This is a genomic window from Hypericibacter terrae, assembly GCF_008728855.1.
Classification (GTDB): Bacteria; Pseudomonadota; Alphaproteobacteria; order Dongiales; family Dongiaceae; genus Hypericibacter; species Hypericibacter terrae.
This window is the reverse complement of the sequence record NZ_CP042906.1, coordinates 2101036-2121152: the sequence shown is the minus strand read 5'-3', so window position 1 is coordinate 2121152 and position 20117 is coordinate 2101036. Positions and strand designations below refer to the sequence as shown.

The 20117-nt window shown below is 66.0% G+C and carries 17 protein-coding genes; 4 read left to right on the top strand and 13 right to left on the bottom strand.

The window, feature by feature from the left end:
- Window positions 1-10: 10 nt before the first annotated feature.
- Entirely contained in the window at window positions 11-1741 is a 1731-nt protein-coding gene (locus FRZ44_RS09725) for an IlvD/Edd family dehydratase (protein WP_151176998.1), read from the bottom strand.
- Between the two features lie 189 nt (window positions 1742-1930).
- On the opposite strand from FRZ44_RS09725, the gene FRZ44_RS09720 reads away from it, so the two are divergent.
- Window positions 1931-2734: an IclR family transcriptional regulator gene (locus FRZ44_RS09720; protein WP_151176997.1), complete on the top strand. Its 804-nt coding sequence runs from the start codon at window positions 1931-1933 to the stop codon at window positions 2732-2734.
- Between the two features lie 78 nt (window positions 2735-2812).
- On the opposite strand, the gene rnk is transcribed toward FRZ44_RS09720, so the two are convergent.
- The 3 genes from rnk to FRZ44_RS09705 all read right to left on the bottom strand — a co-directional run bounded on the left by rnk (window position 2813) and on the right by FRZ44_RS09705 (window position 5757).
- Window positions 2813-3235, bottom strand: coding sequence for a nucleoside diphosphate kinase regulator (gene rnk, locus FRZ44_RS09715; RefSeq protein ID WP_225308627.1), 423 nt, complete (start codon window positions 3233-3235; stop codon window positions 2813-2815).
- A 335-nt stretch (window positions 3236-3570) separates the two neighbouring features.
- Window positions 3571-4422, bottom strand: a complete 852-nt coding sequence (locus FRZ44_RS09710; protein WP_151176996.1) for a dienelactone hydrolase family protein — start codon at window positions 4420-4422, stop codon at window positions 3571-3573.
- Between the two features lie 216 nt (window positions 4423-4638).
- Window positions 4639-5757, bottom strand: coding sequence for an ABC transporter substrate-binding protein (locus FRZ44_RS09705; protein WP_151176995.1), 1119 nt, complete (start codon window positions 5755-5757; stop codon window positions 4639-4641).
- Between the two features lie 127 nt (window positions 5758-5884).
- Between FRZ44_RS09705 and FRZ44_RS09700 the strand changes: the two genes are divergently transcribed.
- Together FRZ44_RS09700 and FRZ44_RS09695 are read left to right on the top strand one after the other, a co-directional pair.
- Window positions 5885-6577: a TetR/AcrR family transcriptional regulator gene (locus tag FRZ44_RS09700; protein WP_151176994.1), complete on the top strand. Its 693-nt coding sequence runs from the start codon at window positions 5885-5887 to the stop codon at window positions 6575-6577.
- Between the two features lie 49 nt (window positions 6578-6626).
- Window positions 6627-8420 (top strand): gamma-glutamyltransferase family protein, encoded by a 1794-nt coding sequence (locus FRZ44_RS09695; protein ID WP_151176993.1) that lies wholly within the window; start codon window positions 6627-6629, stop codon window positions 8418-8420.
- A 22-nt stretch (window positions 8421-8442) separates the two neighbouring features.
- Here FRZ44_RS09695 and FRZ44_RS09690 read toward each other — a convergent pair whose 3' ends face one another.
- Window positions 8443-10290 carry a gamma-glutamyltransferase family protein gene (locus tag FRZ44_RS09690; RefSeq protein ID WP_151176992.1) on the bottom strand — a complete coding sequence of 616 codons (1848 nt, stop codon included), beginning with the start codon at window positions 10288-10290 and terminating at the stop codon, window positions 8443-8445.
- Between the two features lie 242 nt (window positions 10291-10532).
- Between FRZ44_RS09690 and FRZ44_RS09685 the strand changes: the two genes are divergently transcribed.
- On the top strand, window positions 10533-10895 hold the full coding sequence (locus FRZ44_RS09685) for a VOC family protein (RefSeq protein WP_151176991.1): 363 nt from the start codon (window positions 10533-10535) through the stop codon (window positions 10893-10895).
- Between the two features lie 19 nt (window positions 10896-10914).
- Here FRZ44_RS09685 and ggt read toward each other — a convergent pair whose 3' ends face one another.
- The 8 genes from ggt to FRZ44_RS09645 all read right to left on the bottom strand — a co-directional run bounded on the left by ggt (window position 10915) and on the right by FRZ44_RS09645 (window position 19941).
- Window positions 10915-12501 carry a gamma-glutamyltransferase gene (ggt, locus tag FRZ44_RS09680; RefSeq protein ID WP_151176990.1) on the bottom strand — a complete coding sequence of 529 codons (1587 nt, stop codon included), beginning with the start codon at window positions 12499-12501 and terminating at the stop codon, window positions 10915-10917.
- 45 nt (window positions 12502-12546) lie between these two features.
- A complete protein-coding gene (locus FRZ44_RS09675; protein WP_151176989.1) occupies window positions 12547-13524 on the bottom strand; it encodes a 2-dehydropantoate 2-reductase in 978 nt (325 codons plus the stop codon).
- Window positions 13525-15048 carry an acyl--CoA ligase gene (locus FRZ44_RS09670; RefSeq protein WP_151176988.1) on the bottom strand — a complete coding sequence of 508 codons (1524 nt, stop codon included), beginning with the start codon at window positions 15046-15048 and terminating at the stop codon, window positions 13525-13527.
- A gap of 1 nt (window position 15049) precedes the next feature.
- Window positions 15050-15808, bottom strand: a complete 759-nt coding sequence (locus FRZ44_RS09665) for a FadR/GntR family transcriptional regulator (protein ID WP_151176987.1) — start codon at window positions 15806-15808, stop codon at window positions 15050-15052.
- Between the two features lie 134 nt (window positions 15809-15942).
- Window positions 15943-16749, bottom strand: a complete 807-nt coding sequence (locus FRZ44_RS09660; RefSeq protein ID WP_151176986.1) for an ABC transporter permease — start codon at window positions 16747-16749, stop codon at window positions 15943-15945.
- Window positions 16746-17660 carry an ABC transporter permease gene (locus tag FRZ44_RS09655; protein WP_151176985.1) on the bottom strand — a complete coding sequence of 305 codons (915 nt, stop codon included), beginning with the start codon at window positions 17658-17660 and terminating at the stop codon, window positions 16746-16748. The genes FRZ44_RS09660 and FRZ44_RS09655 overlap by 4 nt, the downstream gene beginning before the upstream one ends.
- Complete coding sequence (locus tag FRZ44_RS09650) at window positions 17657-18748, bottom strand: ABC transporter ATP-binding protein (protein ID WP_151176984.1); 1092 nt, start codon at window positions 18746-18748, stop codon at window positions 17657-17659. Before FRZ44_RS09650 ends, FRZ44_RS09655 begins: the two co-directional genes overlap by 4 nt.
- Before the next feature lie 155 nt (window positions 18749-18903).
- Window positions 18904-19941 carry an ABC transporter substrate-binding protein gene (locus FRZ44_RS09645; protein ID WP_151176983.1) on the bottom strand — a complete coding sequence of 346 codons (1038 nt, stop codon included), beginning with the start codon at window positions 19939-19941 and terminating at the stop codon, window positions 18904-18906.
- Between the last annotated feature and the right edge of the window lie 176 nt (window positions 19942-20117).

Genomic DNA, 20117 nt, shown 5'->3' with positions numbered 1-20117 from the left:
GTCTCGTGCCTCAGTGCGAATGGCGGGGAACGTCGGCGCCGCGCTTGCCGACCAGGAAATCGAGATCGCAGCCGCGGTCGGCCTGCAGCACATGGTCGACATAGAGCCGCTGATAGCCGCCCCCCTGCGGCGGCTGGGGCGGGACCCAGCTCTTGCGCCGTTCGGCCAACTCGGCATCGGAGACCTCGAGATGCAGGCGGCGGGCCGGGACGTCGAGTTCGATCATGTCGCCGTCGCGCACCAGCGCCAGCGGTCCGCCCATCGCGGCCTCCGGTGCGGTATGCAGCACCACCGTGCCATAGGCGGTCCCGCTCATGCGCGCGTCCGAGATGCGCACCATATCGGTGATGCCCTTCTTCAGCACCTTGGTCGGCAGCCCCATATTGCCGACCTCGGCCATGCCGGGATAACCCTTGGGCCCGCAATTCTTCAGCACCATCACGCAGTTCTCGTCGATATCGAGCGCCGGGTCGTCGACGCGCGCGTGGTAATGCTCGATGTTCTCGAACACGACCGCGCGGCCGCGATGACGCATCAGATGCTCGCTGGCGGCCGAAGGCTTCAGGACGGCGCCCTGCGGGCAGAGATTGCCGCGCAGCACGGCAATGCCGCCATGCTCCGTCAGCGGATTGTCGAAGCCGCGAATTACTTCGGGATTGTAGTTCGGCACGTCGCGCACGATCTGGCCCACGGTCTCGCCGGTCACGGTCATGGCGTCGAGATGCAGCAGCCCCTTCTCGGCGAGCGCCCGCATGACGACCTTGAGGCCGCCCGCATAGCAGAAATCCTCCATCAGGAAGCGGCCCGAGGGCATCAGATCGACGATGGTGGGAACGTCCCGCCCCAGGCGATCCCAATCGTCCAGCGAAAGCTCGACGCCCAGCCGCCCCGCGATCGCGATCAGATGGATGACGGCGTTGGTCGAGCCCCCGATGGCGCCATTGACGCGGATGGCGTTCTCGAACGCGTCGCGCGTCAGGATTTTCGACATCTTCACGTCCTGGCGGACCATGTCGACGATGCGCCGGCCCGCCATCTGCGCCAGCACGCGGCGGCGCGCATCGACTGCCGGCAAAGCGGCGTTGTCGGTCATGCCGATGCCGAGCGCTTCCACCATGCTGGCCATGGTCGAGGCCGTGCCCATGGTCATGCAATGGCCGGGCGAGCGGCTCTGCCCCTGCTCGGCCGCGAGCGCGTCGGCGGTCGAGATCTTGCCCGCCTTTACATCCTCGAAGACGCGCCAGACATGGGTGCCGGAGCCGATCTTCTGCCCGCGATAGTCGCCGTTGAGCATCGGACCGCCCGAGACGGTGATCGCCGGGATGTCGCAGCTCGCCGCGCCCATCAGCAGCGCCGGCGTGGTCTTGTCGCAACCGACCAGCAGCACCACGCCGTCGATCGGATTGGCCCGGATCGATTCCTCGACGTCCATGCTGGCGAGGTTGCGGAACAGCATCGCGGTCGGGCGCAGATTGGATTCGCCCAGCGACATGACGGGAAACTCGAGCGGAAAGCCGCCGGCCTCATAGACGCCGCGCTTCACGCGCTCGGCGATGTCGCGCAGATGCGCGTTGCAGGGGGTGAGCTCGGACCAGGTGTTGCAGATGCCGATCACGGGACGGCCGTCGAACTGGTCGGCCGGCAGGCCCTGATTCTTCATCCAGCTGCGGTGCATGAAGGCGTTCTTGCCTTCGCCGCCGAACCAGTCGGTGGATCGCAGTTTCTTCGGCTTGTCCGCCATGTGCGCCTTGCCTCCTGCCCGCCCCTTGATGGCGAAGGAGCTTCGTATTGGTTCGGTATTGCCGAACGTGGTTTTGTATTGCTAATAGAGTAAGTGGCCGGTCCGAGCGAAGTCAACAGACCCGGTCGAAAACGCGAGCGGGCCAGCCTAGCACGGGCCGGGTGGCCGGAAATCTGACAAGCGGGTGTCATGACCGACGAACGTTACCGGGTGCAAAGCCTAGGCCGAGCCTTGGATCTCCTGGAGCTGATCGCACGCCAGGGCCGCGACGGCGCGCGGCTGAGCGATCTCGCCCGCGACCTGACGCTGTCGAAGGCGGCCACCTACGCCATCCTGCAGACGCTCCTGGCGCATGGCGTCATCGCCGATGTCGGCGAAGGCCAGAGCCGGCGCTACCGCCTGGGATTGACCCTGGCGCGGCTGGGCGAGCTCGCCGTGGCGAACCTTTCGCTTTCCGACCTGGCGCTGCCGATCCTGCGCGAGATGACGGAAGAGACCGGGATGACCTCGCGCGTCGCCGTTCTCGACGGCGCCTATGCGGTCGTGGTCGGGCGCGTCGACGGCCCGGGAACCGTTCGCTTCGGCGACGCGCTGGGCCGGCGTGAATCGCCGCATTGCTCCGCCGTCGGCAAGGCCATGCTGGCCGCGATGGCGCGGCGCGACGCCGAGGGCATCCTGCGCCAGACCGGCCTGCCGCGGCGCACGCCTCACACCATCACCACCCTGGCCGCCATGCTGCGGGAACTTACGACCGTCAATGAGCGCGGTTATGCCGTCGACGACGAGGAAGACGTGGAGGGTGTGATCTGCGTCGGCGCCTGCGTCTATGACCGCACCGACGTCGCCACCGGCGCCATCAGCGTCACGGGCCTCAAGACCCGACAGGAAAGCAGCCGGATCGAGGAGCTGGGCCAGATCGTCCGGCGGCATGCCGACAAGCTGTCCGCGTCGCTGGGCGGCGCTCCCAATCGCGCGCTGCGAGTTGCCGGTTAGACAGGTCCGGCAGCCGACGCGATTTAGCCGGCCGCCGTAAACCCATCCAACTCGCCGTCTCTCGATCGCGCCCTGCCGTCACTCCGTACGGGCGCCCACCGGCCATACCTCCATCACGGTGATGATGCGCGTCCGTCCATCCGCGCCCCGATAGGCGATCGACTGGGATTCGGAAAGACCGATCAGCGCCGCGCCCACCGGCGTCAGAACGGAAACGCCGTCCGCATGACGGGCTTTCTCCGACGGGAAGACCAGCGTGACGGTCCGCTTCACGCCCGTTCCTTCATCGCGGAACGTGACGCGCGAGCCCATACCGACGACGGAACCCGGCAAGCCCCCATCTTCGACAATCTCGGCGCGAACCAGCTCGCCCACGAGGTAGTCCACGACCTCGCCATTCCGATGCTTGGCTGTCGAGCCAACCAGGACATCCAGCTGCTCGTAATCCCGCTTCTCGATCCTGATCCACGGCAACAGCGCGGAAGAATCCATCTGGCCCATCTTGACCTCCTAAAAATGAAATTGCAGCGGCGCGACCGGCATTACCGCCAGGTCGCGCAGCCGAGCTTGCCGCTTGCGCGGAAATCGATATCTGCTATCGAGAGGAGGACGCCCCTGCCGGTTGGTGGCCGGGCGCGGGGATCTAACCGATCGCCCGACCCCGGGCAGGGGCGGAATCATCTGCGCGGACGCCACCGTTGCGCCCAAGGCGCCGGCAATATGTTGCGATCTTGAAGACCGACGATCTGTTGATCCGTTCGAGCATGGAACCTCATATATGAGGTTCGTCGCTCCGGTTCAAGTCGCGCGGCATCGCAGCATCTCGCGCCCGAACATCAAATCAGGTGGCTCTTGAAGAAATCTATGGTGCGCTGCCAGGCCAGCTTGGCGGCGTCGGGCGCGTAACGCTCGGCCGAGGTGTCGTTGTGGAAGGCGTGATTGACGCCGTCATACATGTAGATCTCGTATTTCACACCCGCATCGTCCAGCGCCTTGCGATAGCCCGGCACGCCGGCATCGATGCGTTCATCGAGACCGGCATAATGCAGCAGCAGGGGCGCGCGGATATTCGCCACCTGATCCAGCGGCGGGATTGGCCCGTAAAAGGCCACGGCCGCGTCCAGCGTCGGCTCGGCCTCCGCCACGAGATTGACCATGCCGCCGCCCCAGCAGAAGCCGACGAGCCCCACTTTGCCATTGCTGTCGGGCCGCGAGCGCAGCCAGTTGATGGTGGTGCGGATGTCCTCGACCGTTTGCGCCGGCGCCAGCGTACCGATCATGTCGCGCGCCTGGTCGGGATCGGACGGCGTACCGCCCGACGCACTCAGAAGATCCGGCGCCAGGGCCGAGAAGCCCTCGACCGCCGCGCGACGGGCGACGTCCTGGATATAGGGCGTGAGGCCCCGGTTCTCATGGATCACGACCACGCCCGGCAACGAATCGCCGCCGCCCGCGGGCTTGGCCCAATAGGCTTTGGGACCGCCATCGATGGTCACGGTATCGATGACGAGACGAGGATCGTTCTCCGCGATCATGGCGGCCGCGGCGGAATCGGGCTGCAGCAGCTTTACCGCGGCCAGGGCCGCGGCGGCGCTGCCGGTCAGCTTCGTCAGGCGTTCCATGAAAGCCCGCCGGCCCATATTGCCGTGGGTGAAGGCGTCGTAGAGATCGATGATGTCCTGACGCATTGAATCCTCCGCCGATATTCTCTGTCGCAGAGGATCACATAGGTCGCCGGCCGCCCGTCAACCAGATATGACGGGCGCCGCAGTTACAAGTTTGTGATCGGCCAAGGGCTCTATTCGGCGGCCGTGCTTGCCATGCTGCCGGCCAGGATCGAGGATTCGCCGACGGCGCCCACCGCGGCGGAGCCGGCCGCTCGGGCGGAGCGGCCGGGCTGCGTCTCAGCCGCCGGCCTTCACGGTGTTGAAGACCTCGTTGTATTTCTGCTCGCGATCGATATTGACCGCGCGCAGGAAAACCGTGCGCTTCATCATCGCGGTCGGATCGTCGAGGCCCAGCGAATCCAGCGTCTCCTTGCTGACCATGCCGAAGGATTTCTGGTTCACATGACCGGTACCGAACTCGTCGAGCATGACGGCTCCGGTTTCCGCCGAGGTAAAGGCGTTGATGAAATCATAGGCCAGATCTTCGTTGCCGCCATTCTTCGGTAACACCAGCCCGCAGACCCAGGTCCGCATGCCCTCTTTCGGATCCATATAGGCGACCGGCACCCCCTGCTTGGTAAGACGACGCACGGAATCGTTCCAAGCGTAGGCGGCCACCAGCTCGCCCGACGACAGCCCCTGCTCGATCGTCGAATTGTCCGACCAATAGAACTTCACCTGTTCGCGCTGGCGGCGCAGCAGCTTGGTCGCATCGGCGATCTCGGCATCGGTCATGTTGAAGATGTCCTTGGCGCCGAGAATGGCGCCGGCAATCTCCACGGCCGGCGGGCCGGAATCATACATCGCCACCTGGCCCTTATACCGGTCGTCGTCATAGAGGATGCGCCAGGACGGCTCCTTCACCTCGACCTTGTCGGTGCGATAGACGATCGAGGAATTGCCCCAGTCGAACGGCACGAAGAAGCGCTGCTTGCCGTCTTCGCTCACGGTGCCGGGCAAATTCTTGAGCTCGGGCCAGAACTCGCCGAAATGCTCAAGGCGGGATTCGTCGATCGGCCTGACCGCCCCGGTGCCGACCCAGCGGGTCATGTCGTCGGCGCAAGGATGCGCGACATCGACCTTGTAGCCGGCCTGGAGCTTGTTGAGCGCTTCGGAAGTGTCGCCGAAGAAGCTGAAGTTCGGGGGCCCGCCATGCTTCTTCACATAGTCGGCGCAGAGCCGCGGATCGTCATAGCCCGACCAAGTATAGACCGATACCGGGTCTGCAGCCGCACCCAGCCGCGGCAAGAGCGGGATCGTCGCCACGCCGATTCCCACCGAGGCCAGCGCGCGCAAGGCCGCGCGCCGGTTCATGTGCGAGCCCTTCAGGACATCGCCGAAGAGATTCTTTCGCAAGGTACTCCTCCCATTTGTTTAGTTTGATAAAACTTCTTATTTGACTATATTTTTATGGCCGATCTATCTTTTCTGTCAATAGTCGCCAGGCTGGGATCGGTGCCGGCATCAAAGCAGAGGACAGGCGATGCCAGACGACGTGAAGGAAGTCACCGCGCTGCGGGACCGCAAAAAGGCCCGGCAACGCGCCGCCCTGCTGCAGGCGGCGGCCGAGCTGTTCCGGGAGCGGGGCTACGACCGGACGCGGATGGAGGACATCGCCACCCTGGCCGACGTCTCGACGCCGACCGTCTATAACTACTTCGCCACCAAGCAGGGCGTGCTGACGGAGCTGCTGAAGCAGGACCGCCTCGACCAGTTGAAACCGGTCGAGGCGCTGCTGCGCCATCCACCGGAGGATCCGGCCGAGGCGCTGGCCCAGCTCATCCACACCAATATGGCGCCGCTGCGCCGCACCGAGGACAAGCTGCTCTGGCGCGAGATGCTGGCGGCCATCGTCCGCGCCCACGATCACGAGCAGGACGAGTTCGACAGCAACCGCGCCGTCTTCAAGCGGCATATCCAGCGGCTGCTCGAGCATTTCGTGAAGGCCGGCCGGATCTCGCCCTCGATCCCGCTGGCGCAAGCGGCCGAGCTGATCTACGCGATCAACGCCTATGACCTGCGCTATCTGCTGGCGGCCGAGAGCCATACGCCGGAAATGATCCGCGATATGGCGCGCCGGCAAATGGCGCTCCTTCTGGCCGGCTGGGAAACCGCCACGCCTGCCAAGAGTCCCTCCTCCGCTCCCACCGCCAGGAAACGCAAAACCCACCGTTGAGACGGCCTCCCGACCCCACGGACATCCGGCCGCCTCAGAAAGCCATCCCATGTTCAAGACGCGGCCGGAAATCAACGGCACCTTCGGTGTCGTCACCTCCACCCATTGGCTGGCGACGGCGGCCGGCATGTCGATCCTCGAGAAAGGCGGCAACGCCTTCGACGCGGCGGTCGCGACGGGAACCTCGCTCCATGTGGTGGAGCCGCATCAGAACGGGCCCGGCGGCGAGATGCCGCTCATCCTCTACAGTGCCGACCGCGCGCATCTGAAGGTGATCTGCGGCCAGGGCACCGCGCCCAAGGCCGCCACCAGCGACGCCTTCAGGCGCCTCGGCATCGACGTCATTCCCGGCAACGGCCTGTTGCCCGCGGTCGTGCCCGGCTCCTTCGGCGCCTGGATGCTGCTGCTGGCGGAATATGGCAGCCTCAGCCTGCGCGAGGTGCTGACGCCCGCCATCGCCTATGCCCGCGACGGTTTCTATCTCCTGCCCAACACCGCGGCGATCATCGGCAATGTGGAGACGCTGTTCCGCACCGACTGGGTCGCCTCGGCCGAGGTCTGGCTGCCGGGCGGCCAGGTGCCGAAGGCCAGGAGCCGCTTTCGCCGTCCGCATCTCGCCGCCACCTTCGAGCGCATCCTGCGCGAGGCCGAGGGCGCCAGCGGCAGCCGCCAGGGACAGATCGAGGCGGCCCGGAAGGCCTTCTATGAGGGTTTCGTCGCCGAGACGGTCGATCGCTTCTTCCGCAGCACCGAGCTGCTCGACACCACGGGCGAGCGCCATCGCGGCCTGATGACGGGCGACGATCTCGCGGGCTGGCGCGCGACGATCGAGGACCCCGTCACTTACGACTACGAGACCTATACGGTCTGCAAGGCGGGCCCCTGGACGCAGGGGCCCGCCTTCCTGCAGCAGCTGGCACTGCTCAAGGGTTTCGACCTCGAGAGCATGGGGCCGAACAGTGCCGAATTCGTCCATGTCGTCACCGAATGCGCCAAGCTCGCCTTCGCCGACCGCGACGCCTATTACGGCGACCCGAACTTCACCTCCGTGCCACTCGAGATCCTGCTGAGCGACAGCTACAACCGCGAACGCAGCCGCCTGATCGGCCCTACAGCCTCGATGGAGCTGCGTCCGGGCCAGGTGCCCGGCGTCGAGCCTCATCTCATCATCAGGTCCAAGGGCTCGACTGCGATCGCAACGCCGGAATCGCTCGACTTCAATTATCCCAAGCCCAAGGAACTCGAGCCCGAGCCGATCGCAACGGGCGACACCACGCATTTCGACATCATCGACCGCCACGGCAACATGATCTCAGGCACGCCCAGCGGATCGTCGCTGCATATGGCGCCGGTGGTGGCGGGGCTGGGCTTCGGCATGCCGGCGCGCGCGCAGATGTTCTGGCTGGAGCCTGATCTGCCGGGAACGATCATGCCCGGCAAGCGGCCGCGCACGACCCTCACCCCCACCCTCGCCTTGCGCGACGGCAAGCCCTATATGGCCTTCGGCACGCCGGGCGGCGATTGCCAGGACCAGTGGGCGCTCCAGGTCTTCCTGCGCCATGTCCATTTCGACATGGATCTGCAGGCGTCGATCGATGCGCCGGCCTTCCACACCTATCACCTGGTCGACTCATTCTTCCCCCGGGAGTACGACGCCGGGCATCTGGCGATCGAGGACAGCATCGGTCCGGACGCATTGCGCGAGCTCAAGCGTCGGGGCCACCGGCTCGAGATCTACGATCCCTATCAGCTGGGCTATGTGACGGCGGCGGCCACCCGCGACGGGCTGCTCAAGGCGGCGGCCAGCCCGCGCGAGGCGCAATGCTATGCGGCAGGGCGCTGAGGCCGCGCCTTGGCGACGTGCGTCAGCGGCCGATCGCGTAGCACTGCATGCGCCGCGGGCTGGCCGCGGCGCGCAGCACGCCGTTCTCGCGCGTGGCCATGGTCATCGAGTTGTAGTGGCCCCAGCGCGGATGGATCTCGAGCTTGTGTCCGCGCCGATGCAGCTCGGCCAGCGTGGCTTTCGGGAAATCGGCCTCGACCGCCAGATGGCCTGGGTACCACTCGCGCGGATAGAACGAGCTCGGCATATGATCGGTATAGAAGCCCGGCGCATCGATCGCCTCCTGCAGATTGAGCCCGTGATGGACATGGCGCAGGAAGGCATGAAGCGACCATTGGTCCTGCTGGTCGCCGCCGGGCGTGCCGAAGGCCATGTAGGGCTCGCCCTCGCGCAAGGCGAGGCCCGGCGTCAAGGTCGTGCGCGGCCGCTTGCCGGGGGTCAGGCCGTTGGGATGATCCTCGTCGAGCCAGAACATCTGGCCGCGCGCCGAGACGCAGAAGCCCAGGCCCGGCACGACCGGCGATCCCGTCATCCAGCCGCCGCTGGGCGTGGCCGAGATCATGTTGCCCCAGCGATCGATGATATCGAGATGGCAGGTGTCGCCGCGCGTCTTCGCCAGGAACTGCGGCCAGCTCAGAATGCCGCTGGTATCGTCCTCGGCGGCGACCGTCGTCTCCGAATGCGCCATGCGGGTCGAGCCACGGGCGCGCAACGGGATCCGGCCGCCTTTGCCCTCGATAGAACCGGGCCGCATCTCGAGCGAGGCTTCCGCCCCGATCAGCTTGCGGCGCCCGGCGTTGTATTCTTCCGAGAGGAGCCGATCGAGCGGCACGTCGGCGAACTTCGGATCGCCATAGAAGGCTTCGCGATCCGACAAGGCGAGCTTGGTGCATTCCTGGACCAGATGGACGAAGTCGGGTCCGCAATGATCCATCTTGGCGATATCGAAGCCCTTGAGCAGCGCCAGCTGCTGCAGCAGCACCGGGCTCTGCGCCCAGGGGCCGGGCTTGCAGACGGTGTAGCCCGCATAGTCCAGGGTCACGGGCGCCTCGACCGTGGCCGACCATTGCGCCATGTCCTGGCCGGTGAGAAAGCCCGCATGGGCCTCGCCGGTCGTGTCCATGACCGGCTGGCGGAAGAAGCGGTCGATCGCCTCGGCGACGAAGCCCTGATACCAGGCCTGGCGCGCCGCCTCGATCTGGCGCAGGCGATCGCCGCCCGCGGCCTCGGCCTCGCGAAGGATCCTTTCATAGCTGTCGGCCTGGGCCGGCACGCGCAGCAGCGATCCCGCCACCGGTGCCTGACCGCCCGGCAGGAAGACCGCGGCCGAGGTCGGCCAATGCGTTTTCATGAAGCCGCCCGTGTGATGAAGCAGGCTCGCGACCTCGCGCTTCACGAGGAAGCCGTCGCGGGCGGCGGTGATGGCGGGCGTCATCACCTCGCGCAGCGTCAGCGAGCCATGGTCGCGCAGCAGCAGCATCCAGGCCCCGAAAGAGCCGGGTACCACCGCGGGCAGATGCCCGGTGCCGGGCAGGATATCGAGGCCGAGGGCTTTCATGCGGGCGACGGTCGCGGTCGCCGGCGCCACGCCCTGGCCGCAGATCACCTCGACTTTCTTGCGCGCGGCACTCCAGAGAATGATCGGCACATCGCCGCCGGGCCCGTTCTGGTCGGGCTCGACGATGTGATGCACGAAGCCCGCCGCGGCCGCGGCATCGAAAGCGTTGCCGCCCTTTTCGAGAATGGTCATAGCCGCGGTCGTGGCGAGCCAGTGGGTGGTCGCGACGACGCCGAAGGTGCCGACGATCTCGGGGCGCGAGGTGATCACTTCATTCTCCTCGATGAAAGACAGCGTGCCGACTTGGGCCATGTCGTCCCGGCGGCGCCGGCACAACACAACTCTCGACCGCGAACCGGAGGAGACTGACGCAGAGGAGTCTCGGCACGCAAGAGATAGAGTCGCGTTCGCCGTCATTTTACGCGACGCCCATGCGAACCCTCCAGGCGCGTTCTGGCAACGGGATTGCTTTGCCCGAAACGAGACGAATGCGCAGGCTTTCTGTTAGAGTCGCGACGCGGACGGCCCTGGCACATGAAACGGGAGAGCTCGCCATGATCGAGGGGATCAGCGCGGTCACACTGGGCACCCACGACATGCCACGCGCTGTCCGATTCTATCGCGCGCTCGGATTTGCGGTCCTGCATGGCGGCGAAGAATCGTCATTCACCAGCTTTAGAGCCGGGGCGAGCTATCTCAATCTCATCGCCCAGCCCGCCACGCGGCGCTGGTCCTGGTGGGGGCGCGTCATCTTCTACGTTGCCGATGTCGATGAACTCTACGACCGTGCGCTCGCCGCGGGGTGCCGGCCGGCAACGGCGCCCCGCGACGCCGAATGGGGCGAGCGCTTCTTTCACCTGGCTGACCCCGACGGCCACGAGCTCAGTTTCGCCCGGCCTTTGCAATCCCCGGTTTAGTTCCCGGGAAAAGAGCGACCTAATAGCCCAGCGCGCAACCGTCCTTGCGCGGATCCGAGCCCGCCGTCAGCGTGCCGCCCTGCCAGTCGATCAGGATCCCCTGCCCGCCGCCCAGCGGATCTTCCGCGATCAGCGTGCGATGGCCTTTCTGCTGCAGGGCCGCAATCACGTCCGGACGCACGCCGCGCTCGATCTCGGCCAGCGGACCGCTGAAGAAGACACGGGGCGCATCGAGGGCCGCCTGCGGGTCCATCCCGAAATCGATCAGGTTGGTGAGATAATGGACATGGCCCATGGGCTGATAATCGCCGCCCATGACGCCGTAAGGCATCATTGCCCGCCCGTCCTTGACCGCCATGCCGGGCATGATGGTGTGCATCGGCCGCTTGCTGGGCGCGATGACGTTGGGATGGGCTGGATCCATGCGGAAGCTGGCGCCGCGGTTCTGCAGCACCACGCCGCTCTTGGGCGCCATCAGGCCGCTGCCGAAGGAATAATAGATCGAGTTGATGAAGCTCACGGCATTGCGGTCGCGGTCGACCACGCTCAGATAGATCGTGTCCGACTTGCCCAGGAGCGGCGGCGGCAGCTCGGTCGCCGCGCGGGCGGGATCGATATGGCGGCGCAGCCGGTCGGCATAGTCCTTCGACAGCAGCTCCTTGACCGGCACCGGCGCCTTCGCGGGGTCGGCGATCAGGGCGTCGCGATCGCGATAGGCCAGACGCCCGGCCTCGAGCTCGAGATGGAGCCGCTCGGCGCCGACCGGATCGAGCGATCCGAGATCGAAGCCGGAGAGGAGATTCAGCATCAGGAGCGCCGTCAGGCCCTGATTGTTGGGCGGCAGCTGGAACAGGCCGATGCCGCGATAGTTGGTCTGGACCGGCTCGACATAATCGCCTTTGACCGCGGCGAAATCCTCCATCGTGTGGAGGCCGCCCAGCGAACGAAGATGGTTGACCATGTCCTCGGCGACGGCCCCCTTATAGAAGCCGTCGCGACCCTTCTCGGCGATGCGCCGCAGGGTCTGGCCCAGCTCGGGCTGGCGATGGCGCTCGCCGGCCCTGGGCGCGCGGCCGTTCGGCAACAGGATCCGCGCCGCAGCCGGATCCTGCGCCAGCAGCTCTGCGCAATAACTCCAATCGAACGCCACCCGGTCATGGATGACATAGCCCTCCTCGGCATAGCGTATGGCCGGCTGCAGCAGCGCGCCCAGCTCCTTGCTGCCATGATCCGCCACAGCGCGCGCCCAGAGATCGATGAGGCCCGGCACGGTTACGGCATGAGGCCCGAAGACGGGGATGCTCTCGAAGCCCTCGCGCTCATACCAGTCGCGCGTCGCGGCGGCCGGGCTGCGGCCCGAGCCGTTGAAGGCGATGATCTTGCCGCTGCCCTTGGGCGCATAGAGCATGAAGCCGTCGCCGCCGATCCCGGTCGATTGCGGCTCGACCACGGCCAGCACGGCACCCGCCGCCACCGCGGCATCGACCGCATTGCCGCCGCCGCGCAAGACCTCGATCGCGGTCAGGGTCGCCAGGGGATGGGAGGTCGCCGCGGCCGCTTCTGTGACGCGGATGGGAGAACGGCCGGGAAGCTGGAAATCGCGCATGGTGATCGGTCAGTCCTGCATCAAGGGTTGAGAGTGCGGCACGGCTTAGGGATAGAGGCCCAGCAGCGCGGCCTTCTGACGGACCAGCGCGTAGATCGCATCGATATAGGGCGTGTCCACGCCCACCACGTCGCCCAGCTCGGCCACGGCGCCGACGATCGCATCGATCTCGGTCGGCCGGCCGCGCTCGAGGTCCTGCAGCATCGACGTTTTGTGCTCGCCCACGCCGGCGGCACCGTCGATGCGGCGCTCCACATCGATCGGCATTTTGACGCCGAGCTTGTTGGCCACGGCTTCCGCCTCGTTCATGACCGAGCGCGCCAACGAGCGCGTCGAGGGCTCGTCGCAGATCCGCTTCAGGGTCGCGCCGGTCAGCGCGCTGATCGGATTGAAGGCGACGTTGCCCCAGAGCTTGACCCAGATCTCGGTGCGGATGTCGGGTTTGACCGGCGCCTTCAGCCCGGCCGCGATCATGGCGCGGCTCAGCGCCTGCACCCGCTCCGACCTGCTGCCGTCGGGCTCGCCCAGGCTGAACCGGTCGCCCGACTGGTGCCGGATCACGCCAGGCTCGACCACCTCGGACGCCGGGTAGACCACGCAGCCCAGCACGCGGTCGGGTCCGATGCCCCGCCATTGCTTGTCGTCGGGATCGACGGTCTTGAGCCGGCGATCGCGCAGCGCGCCCTCGAGCCCGTGGAAATACCACCAGGGCACGCCATTGACGGCCATGACCACCGCGGTCTTCGGCCCCAGCAGCGGCTGCATCTGATCGACGATGCGGGCGACACTCGGCGCCTTGAGCGCCAGAACCACATAATCCTGCGGACCCAGCTCGGCGGGGTCGGCGCTGCAGCGCGGCGTGACGGTGAACTCGCCCTCCTCGCTCTGCAGTTTCAACCCCGCGGCCTTCATCGCCGCGAGATGAGGTCCCCGCGCGATCAGCGAGACTTCCTCACCGGCGCGCGCCAGCCGCGCCCCGATGAAGCCGCCGATGGCACCGGCGCCATAGATGCAGATCTTCACTTAAGCCAACCCCAGCCGCTGGGCCATGCCGATGCGCTGCGGCTTGCCCGTGGCGCCCTTAGGGATCTCCGTCAGCAGCAGCACGCGCTTGGGCACCTTGAAGTCCGAGAGCCGGCGCGAAACGAACTCGCGCAACTCCTTCTCGTCGGCCGTCTGCCCGTCGCGAAGCACCACGGCCGCCGCCACCTCCTCGCCCAGCTTGGGATGCGGCACGGCAAAGGCGAGGGCCTGAGCCACCGCCGGATGCGCCAGCAACGCCTCGTCCACCTCGCGCGGCGCGATTTTCTCGCCGCCGCGATTGATCATCTCCTTGAGCCGCCCGGTGATGGTGAGATAGCCATCCTCGTCGAAGCGGCCTTGATCGCCGGTGCGGAACCAGCCCTTGATGAAGCCGCTCTCATTGGCGGCGGGGTTGGCGAAATAGCCCAGCGTCACATTGGGTCCGCGGATGCAGACCTCGCCCTGCTCGCCCTGCGCCAGCTTGTTGCCCGCGCCATCGAGGATCGCGACCTCCGGACCGGCGGCCACGCCGACCGTCCCCGCCTTGCGCGCCTTGGGCGGCAGCAGGTTGCTGGTCATCTGATGCGAGGCTTCGGTCATGCCGTAGGATTCCAGCACCGGGCAGCCGAAGGTGGCCTCGAGCTCGGCCATCACCGGCGGCGGCAATGACGAGGACGAGGAGCGGATGAAGCGCAGCTTGCGCCGCGCGATCACGTCGCGATTGCGCTCGGCGCGCGGCAGGATCGCCTGATGCATGGTCGGCACCGCCGTGTACCAGGTGGCCTCCGCCTCGTCGAGCCAGGCGAAGAACTTCAGCGCGTTGAATCCGGGCGTGCAGAACAGGCTCGCTTGCGCCGACAGGCTGCTCAGCAGCGCGCCGATCAGCCCATGGATATGGAACAGCGGCATGATGTTGACGCAGCGATCGGCGGGCGTCAGCGCCAGCGTGGTGCGGATATGGTTTGCCGATGCCACCAGATTCCTGTGCGTCAGCGGCACCTGCTTGGGCCTCGAGGTGGTGCCCGAGGTGTGCAGCACCAGGGCCACGTCGTCGGGCCCCGCAAAGCTGGCGCTGGCCGCCGGGATCGGGCGGCCCTCGCGGCTCAGGTTGAAACTGCCCGCGGGCCCCCCTGCCGTCGGCGTCAGCTCGACGATGGGAACCCTGCGGCGCTGCGCGACCGCGCGCACCGGCGATTCCACGCCCGCCTGGACGATCAGCAGCTTGGCCTCGAGATCGCCGAGATAGAAATCGAACTCCTCCTCGCGATAGTTCGGATTGAGGGGGGCGGCCGTCGCGCCCGACGCGACCGCGAGGAAGGACACGGCCATTTCCGGCCCGTTCGGCAGCACGATGGCAACCCGATCGTTCGCCTTGATCCCGAGCGCGCGCAGCGCCCCCACCGTGGCGTCGATCTGCTGCAGCAGCCGGCCGCGCGAAAGCGGCGCGACGCCGGGCGCCGCGATGGCGGCACGGGCGGCGTCGCCCTCGGCGATCAGCGTGCGAACAGTGGTTTCATTCGGCATTCTATCCAGTCCCTCCCACTCTCTTTTCGGCCGGCGCGCGACGCACCTTGGCGGCCGCATTCAATCTCGGCGGGACCGGATCGGGCCGCATGGCCGTCTGCCCCAGCATATTGTCACGCACCATTTGCAGATGGCGGCGCATGGCCAGCTCGGCCCGCGGCCCATCGCGATCGGCGATGGCGGCGACATACTCCCGATGATGGGCACGGTAAAGAGACAAACGGTCGGCCGTCAGGGCCATGCCGCGGAGCTTGCCCCAGGCCGCCTGCCGGCGCATGCCGTTGAAGGCGTCGAAGATCGCCATCAGCAGCTTGTTGCGTGCCGCCTGGGCGACCGCCCGGTGCAGGGCTGCATCCCAACGTTCCCAGGCGACCGCATCGCGGGCCGCCTCGCCCTTTTCGAGCAGATGCTCCATATGGGCGATCTCCGCCGGTGTCGCGCGCAGCGCGGCCAGGCTGGCGATCAGCGGTTCGAACAGGAGCCGGACCTCGATCACTTCCTCCGGATTGGTCATCTCCGACAGCAGATTGAGATCGACCGAGCCGGCGACCGGCCGTTCGCCGACGAACGTGCCCTTACCGACATGGCGCCAGATGCGCCCCTCCGCTTCGAGCAACTCCAGCCCCTCGCGCAGCGCGCTCCGGCTCAAGCCCAACTGCGAGGCAAGCTCGCGCTCCGGGGGCAACCGGCTTTGCGTAGGATAGCTGCCGTCGCTCAGCAGCTGGGAGAGTTTGGTGAGGCTTCGGTCTCTTCGGCGCAAGTTGATGCCAATTGTCTATTGGTTTCAGTTTGGCTCGGCTCCACTATGCGCCGGCACAAGCTGCCGGCGCAAATGCCGCCTTGCCGCGGAAGGGCACGATGAAACCATTTTATCATTGGTATCATAACACCCGTTCATCGCGTGCGCCGCTGGCCGAAGAACTGGACCAGCAGGAGCATCAGGATCGAGAGGCAAACCAGGAAGGTGGAGATGGCGGCGATGGTCGGGTCGACCTGGTCGCGCAGCGCGTTGAACATCCGCCGCGTCAGGGTCGAGTTCTCGCCGCCCGAGATGAAGAGCGCGATGACCGCTTCGTCGAACGAGGTGATGAAGGCGAAGAGCGCGCCCGAGACGATCGAGAAGCGGATCTGCGGCACGGTGATGACGAGGAACGACTTGAGCCGGCTGGCGCCCAGGCTGCGGGCGACCATCTCCTGGTTCATGTCGTAGCTCTTGAGGCCCGAGGCGACGGTCAGCGACACCAGCGGGATCGCCAACACAGTATGCGCCAGCACCAGCCCGAAGATGGTGTTGTTCATACCGAGCCAGGCGTAGAGGAAGAAGTCGCCAATGCCGATCAGGATGACCGGAATGATCAGTGGCACCGCCAGAATCGTCTGCACCAGATGAGCGAAACGGAACTGACCGGCATGAAGCGCATAGGCGGCGGCTGTGCCCAGCGGTGTGGCCAGGCACATCGTCAGGATGGCGGCCTTGAGCGAGACCAGGGCCGCGTCGCGCCATTCCACCGATTCCATGAATTTCTGGTACCAGCGGAAGGACCAGGCCGGCGGCGGGAATTCGAGGAATTCCGAATCCGAGAAGGACATCGGGATGATGATGAGCGACGGCGCCATCAGCAGCAGCATGACGATGCCGCAGAGCAGATAGAGCCAGAGCCGGTTGCGATGGGAGATCGGGATCTCGAGACCGTCGCTCATCGCAGGCCCCGCGGCAGGAGGTTGCGGGTTCCGAGCAGCTTGTAGAAGGCCCAGAGGATGCCGAGCGTCAGCACCAGCAGCACGACGCCCATGGCGCTGGCGGCGCCCCAGTTCGAATAGAGCCGCGAGGTCTGTTCGATCCGCATCGACCACATGAAGACGTTGCCGCCGCCCATCAGGGCGGGAGTCACGAAGAATCCCAGGCAGAGCACGAAGGTGAGCACCAGGCCCGCGGAAAGGCCCGGCAGCGAGAGCGGGAAGAAGACCTGCCAGAAGGTCTTGGTCGGGCTGGCGCCGAGATTGAGGCTGGCGCGCAGATAATCGCGGTCGATCGCCTTCATCGACGCATAGAGCGGCAGCACCAGGAAGGGCAGCATGACATGGCTCATGCCGACGATGACGCCGGTGAAGTTGTGCGCCAGCTGCAGCGGCTCGTCGATGATGCCGAGACCTTGCAGCCACTCGTTGACCAGGCCCCGGCGCTGGAGAATGACCAGCCAGGCATAGGTGCGGACCAGTACCGAGGTCCAGAAGGGCAAGATCACCGAGATCATCAGGATGCCCGAGATCCGGCGCGGCAGCTGGGAGAGCAGATAGGCCAGGGGATAGCCCAGCAGCAGGCAGACGACGGTGACGATGATCGAGACCTTGAAGGTCATCATCAGCGTCTTGAAATAGGAGGGCTGCTCCAGCAGGCGCAGATAATTGCCCGTCGTGAGCGCTCCTTGCGCATCGAACAATGACAGCCAGAACAGCCAGCCCACGGGCACGAAGATGATGATCCCGACCAGGATCAGCGAGGGCGAGCAGATCGCCATCATCCAGTTGCGTTCGGCGCGCTGGGACGCCTCGAGCGCCGCCTCGTTGAGGCCGGCGGGTGCCGCGCCCGCTTGCAGGGGAACCGCTGTCATGCCGCGGAATCCTCCGGCACGAGCACGACGTCGTCGGGGCTGAGGCCGAGCCGGATCGCCTGGCCGACTTCCGGCAGCCGCGCCAACGCATCGCCGCGACTGTAATTGCGGACGCTGATCTCGCTGCCGTCGGCGAGCGCCACATAGCAGATGAAGCTCTCGCCCTGATAGACGACCTCCTTCACCTGCCCCTGGAACTGGTTGAGGGCGGGATCCGCATGGCCGTTCAGGATCGACAGTTTCTCCGGCCGCACCACGAGCCATTGCCGGCCGGGGGCGGGTCTGGTCGCGGGCCCCAGGCGCAAGGGCTGCCCGCCGAAGATGACGCCGGTCCCGCTTGCCTCCACGGGCAGGAAGCTCGACTCGCCGATGAACTCGGCGACGAAGCGCGAGCGGGGCCGCGCATAGAGGTCCTTCGGCGTGTCGAGTTGCGCGATGCAGCCGGCGTTCATCACGGCGACGCGATCCGACATGGTGATGGCTTCGCGCTGGTCGTGGGTCACATAGATCGTGGTCATGCCGAGCCGCTCATGGAGATGGCGGATCTCGATCTGCATCCGCTCGCGCAGCTTCTTGTCGAGCGCCGAGAGCGGCTCGTCCATCAGCAGGATGCGCGGCTCGAACACGATCGCGCGAGCCAGCGCCACGCGCTGGCGCTGCCCGCCCGACAGCTGGTCGACGCGGCGCTCGGCATAGTCGCCGAGCTGGACCAGCCCCAGCGCCTCGCGAACCCGGCTCGCGATCTCGGCCGCCCCAATGCTGCGCTGGCGCAGCGGAAACGCCACGTTCTGGAAGACGTCCATATGGGGGAACAGCGCATAATTCTGGAACACCATCCCGACATTGCGCTTGTGCGGCGGCATGGCGACGATTTCCTCGTCACCCACCTTGATGCTGCCGGCGTTGGGCCGCACGAAGCCCGCCAGGATCATGAGGATCGTCGTCTTGCCCGAACCCGAAGGCCCGAGCAGGGTCACGAACTCGCCGGATTTCACATCCAGATCGATTCCGTGCAGCACGGTGGTGGCGCCATAACGCTTCGAGATCCCGCGAATGGTCACGGGCGGCGAGCGATCGACCGCTTTCATCCAAGCTCTCCTGCCATCGGCACATCGGCAAACCGGCGGCGGTTTCGAGAACCGCCTGCCAAGGGACCGGGCGATCGCGAGCGCGAACCCGCGGATCGCCCCTGTCCCCAAGGAAATGCCCTCCCCTCGCATCGGAGGGGAGGGCAACCGGCTCGCTATTCCTGCAGGAAGTTGTTGAAGCGTTCCTGGACCTCGACCATATGCTCGGCCCAGAAATCCGGATCGATCAGCACCTGCTTCTTGACGTTCTCGGGCGAGGAGACGATGTCCGGCAGCTTGTCGGCCGGGATCTTGCCGATCTCGAAGGCCTTCACGTTCACCGGGCCGTTGGCGATATGCATCGGCAGGTTGGCCTGGATGTCCGGCTGCAGGAACATCGCCAGGGCCTTCATCGCCAGATCCTTGTTCTTGGCGCCCTTGGGGATGACCATGCAATCCGCCTGGAAGGCGCCCTGGTCATAGGTGAAGTGCACCGGCGCGCCGCTGCCCACCAGCACGCTGGCCCGCCCGTTCCAGATGCTCGCCATGTCGACCTCGCCATCCTTGACCATCTGCATGGCCTGGCCGCCCGAGGTCCACCAGGCCGAGACGCTCGGCTTGATCTTCTCGAGGGACTTGAAGGCGCGATCGATGTCCAGCGGATAGACCTTGTCCGGCGGGACGCCGTCGGCGAGCGCCGCCACGGTCAGCGTCTCGGTTGCAAAATTGCCCAGCGCCCGTTTCCCGGGGAATTTCTCGACGTTCCAGAAATCCGCCCAGGTCTTGGGGCCGTTATCGCCATATTTGTCTGTCCGGTAGATCAGCACGACCGAGTAGTAGGTGATGCCGATCCAGTCGTCATGGACGAGCTTCGCCGGAATCCCGTCGCTCTTGATGACGCTGTAGTCGAGCTTCTCGAACAGGCCTTCCTTGGTGCCGCGGGCGCATTCGTCCGAGCCCAGCTCGACCAGATCCCACTTCACCGCATTGCCGGCGACCTGAAGGCGGACATCGTCGAGCCCGTTGGTGGTGTCTTCTTTGATGGTGATGCCGAGCGCCTTGGCGGTGGGTTCGAAGAACGACACACGCTGCGCGTCCTGATAGGCGCCACCCCAGGATGCGACGGTGATGCTGTCTTCGGCCTTGGCCGCGACGCTGCCGATGGCCATCAGCGCCACCCCCGCCAGCAGCGCGGTAATTCTCTGTCTCCTCATGATTGCGCGTCCCTTTCCCAGTCGATTTGTTGCATTGATTCTTGGCATACGGTTTTGTATGCAATTATGGAGTTAAATGAAGTACGACAGGCGAGTCAAGGAAGCGCATGCCTATATTTCGTGCATTTTCTTGATTTAACGCCATAATTTCCGCCGCTTGGACAGCAGCGGGCGGA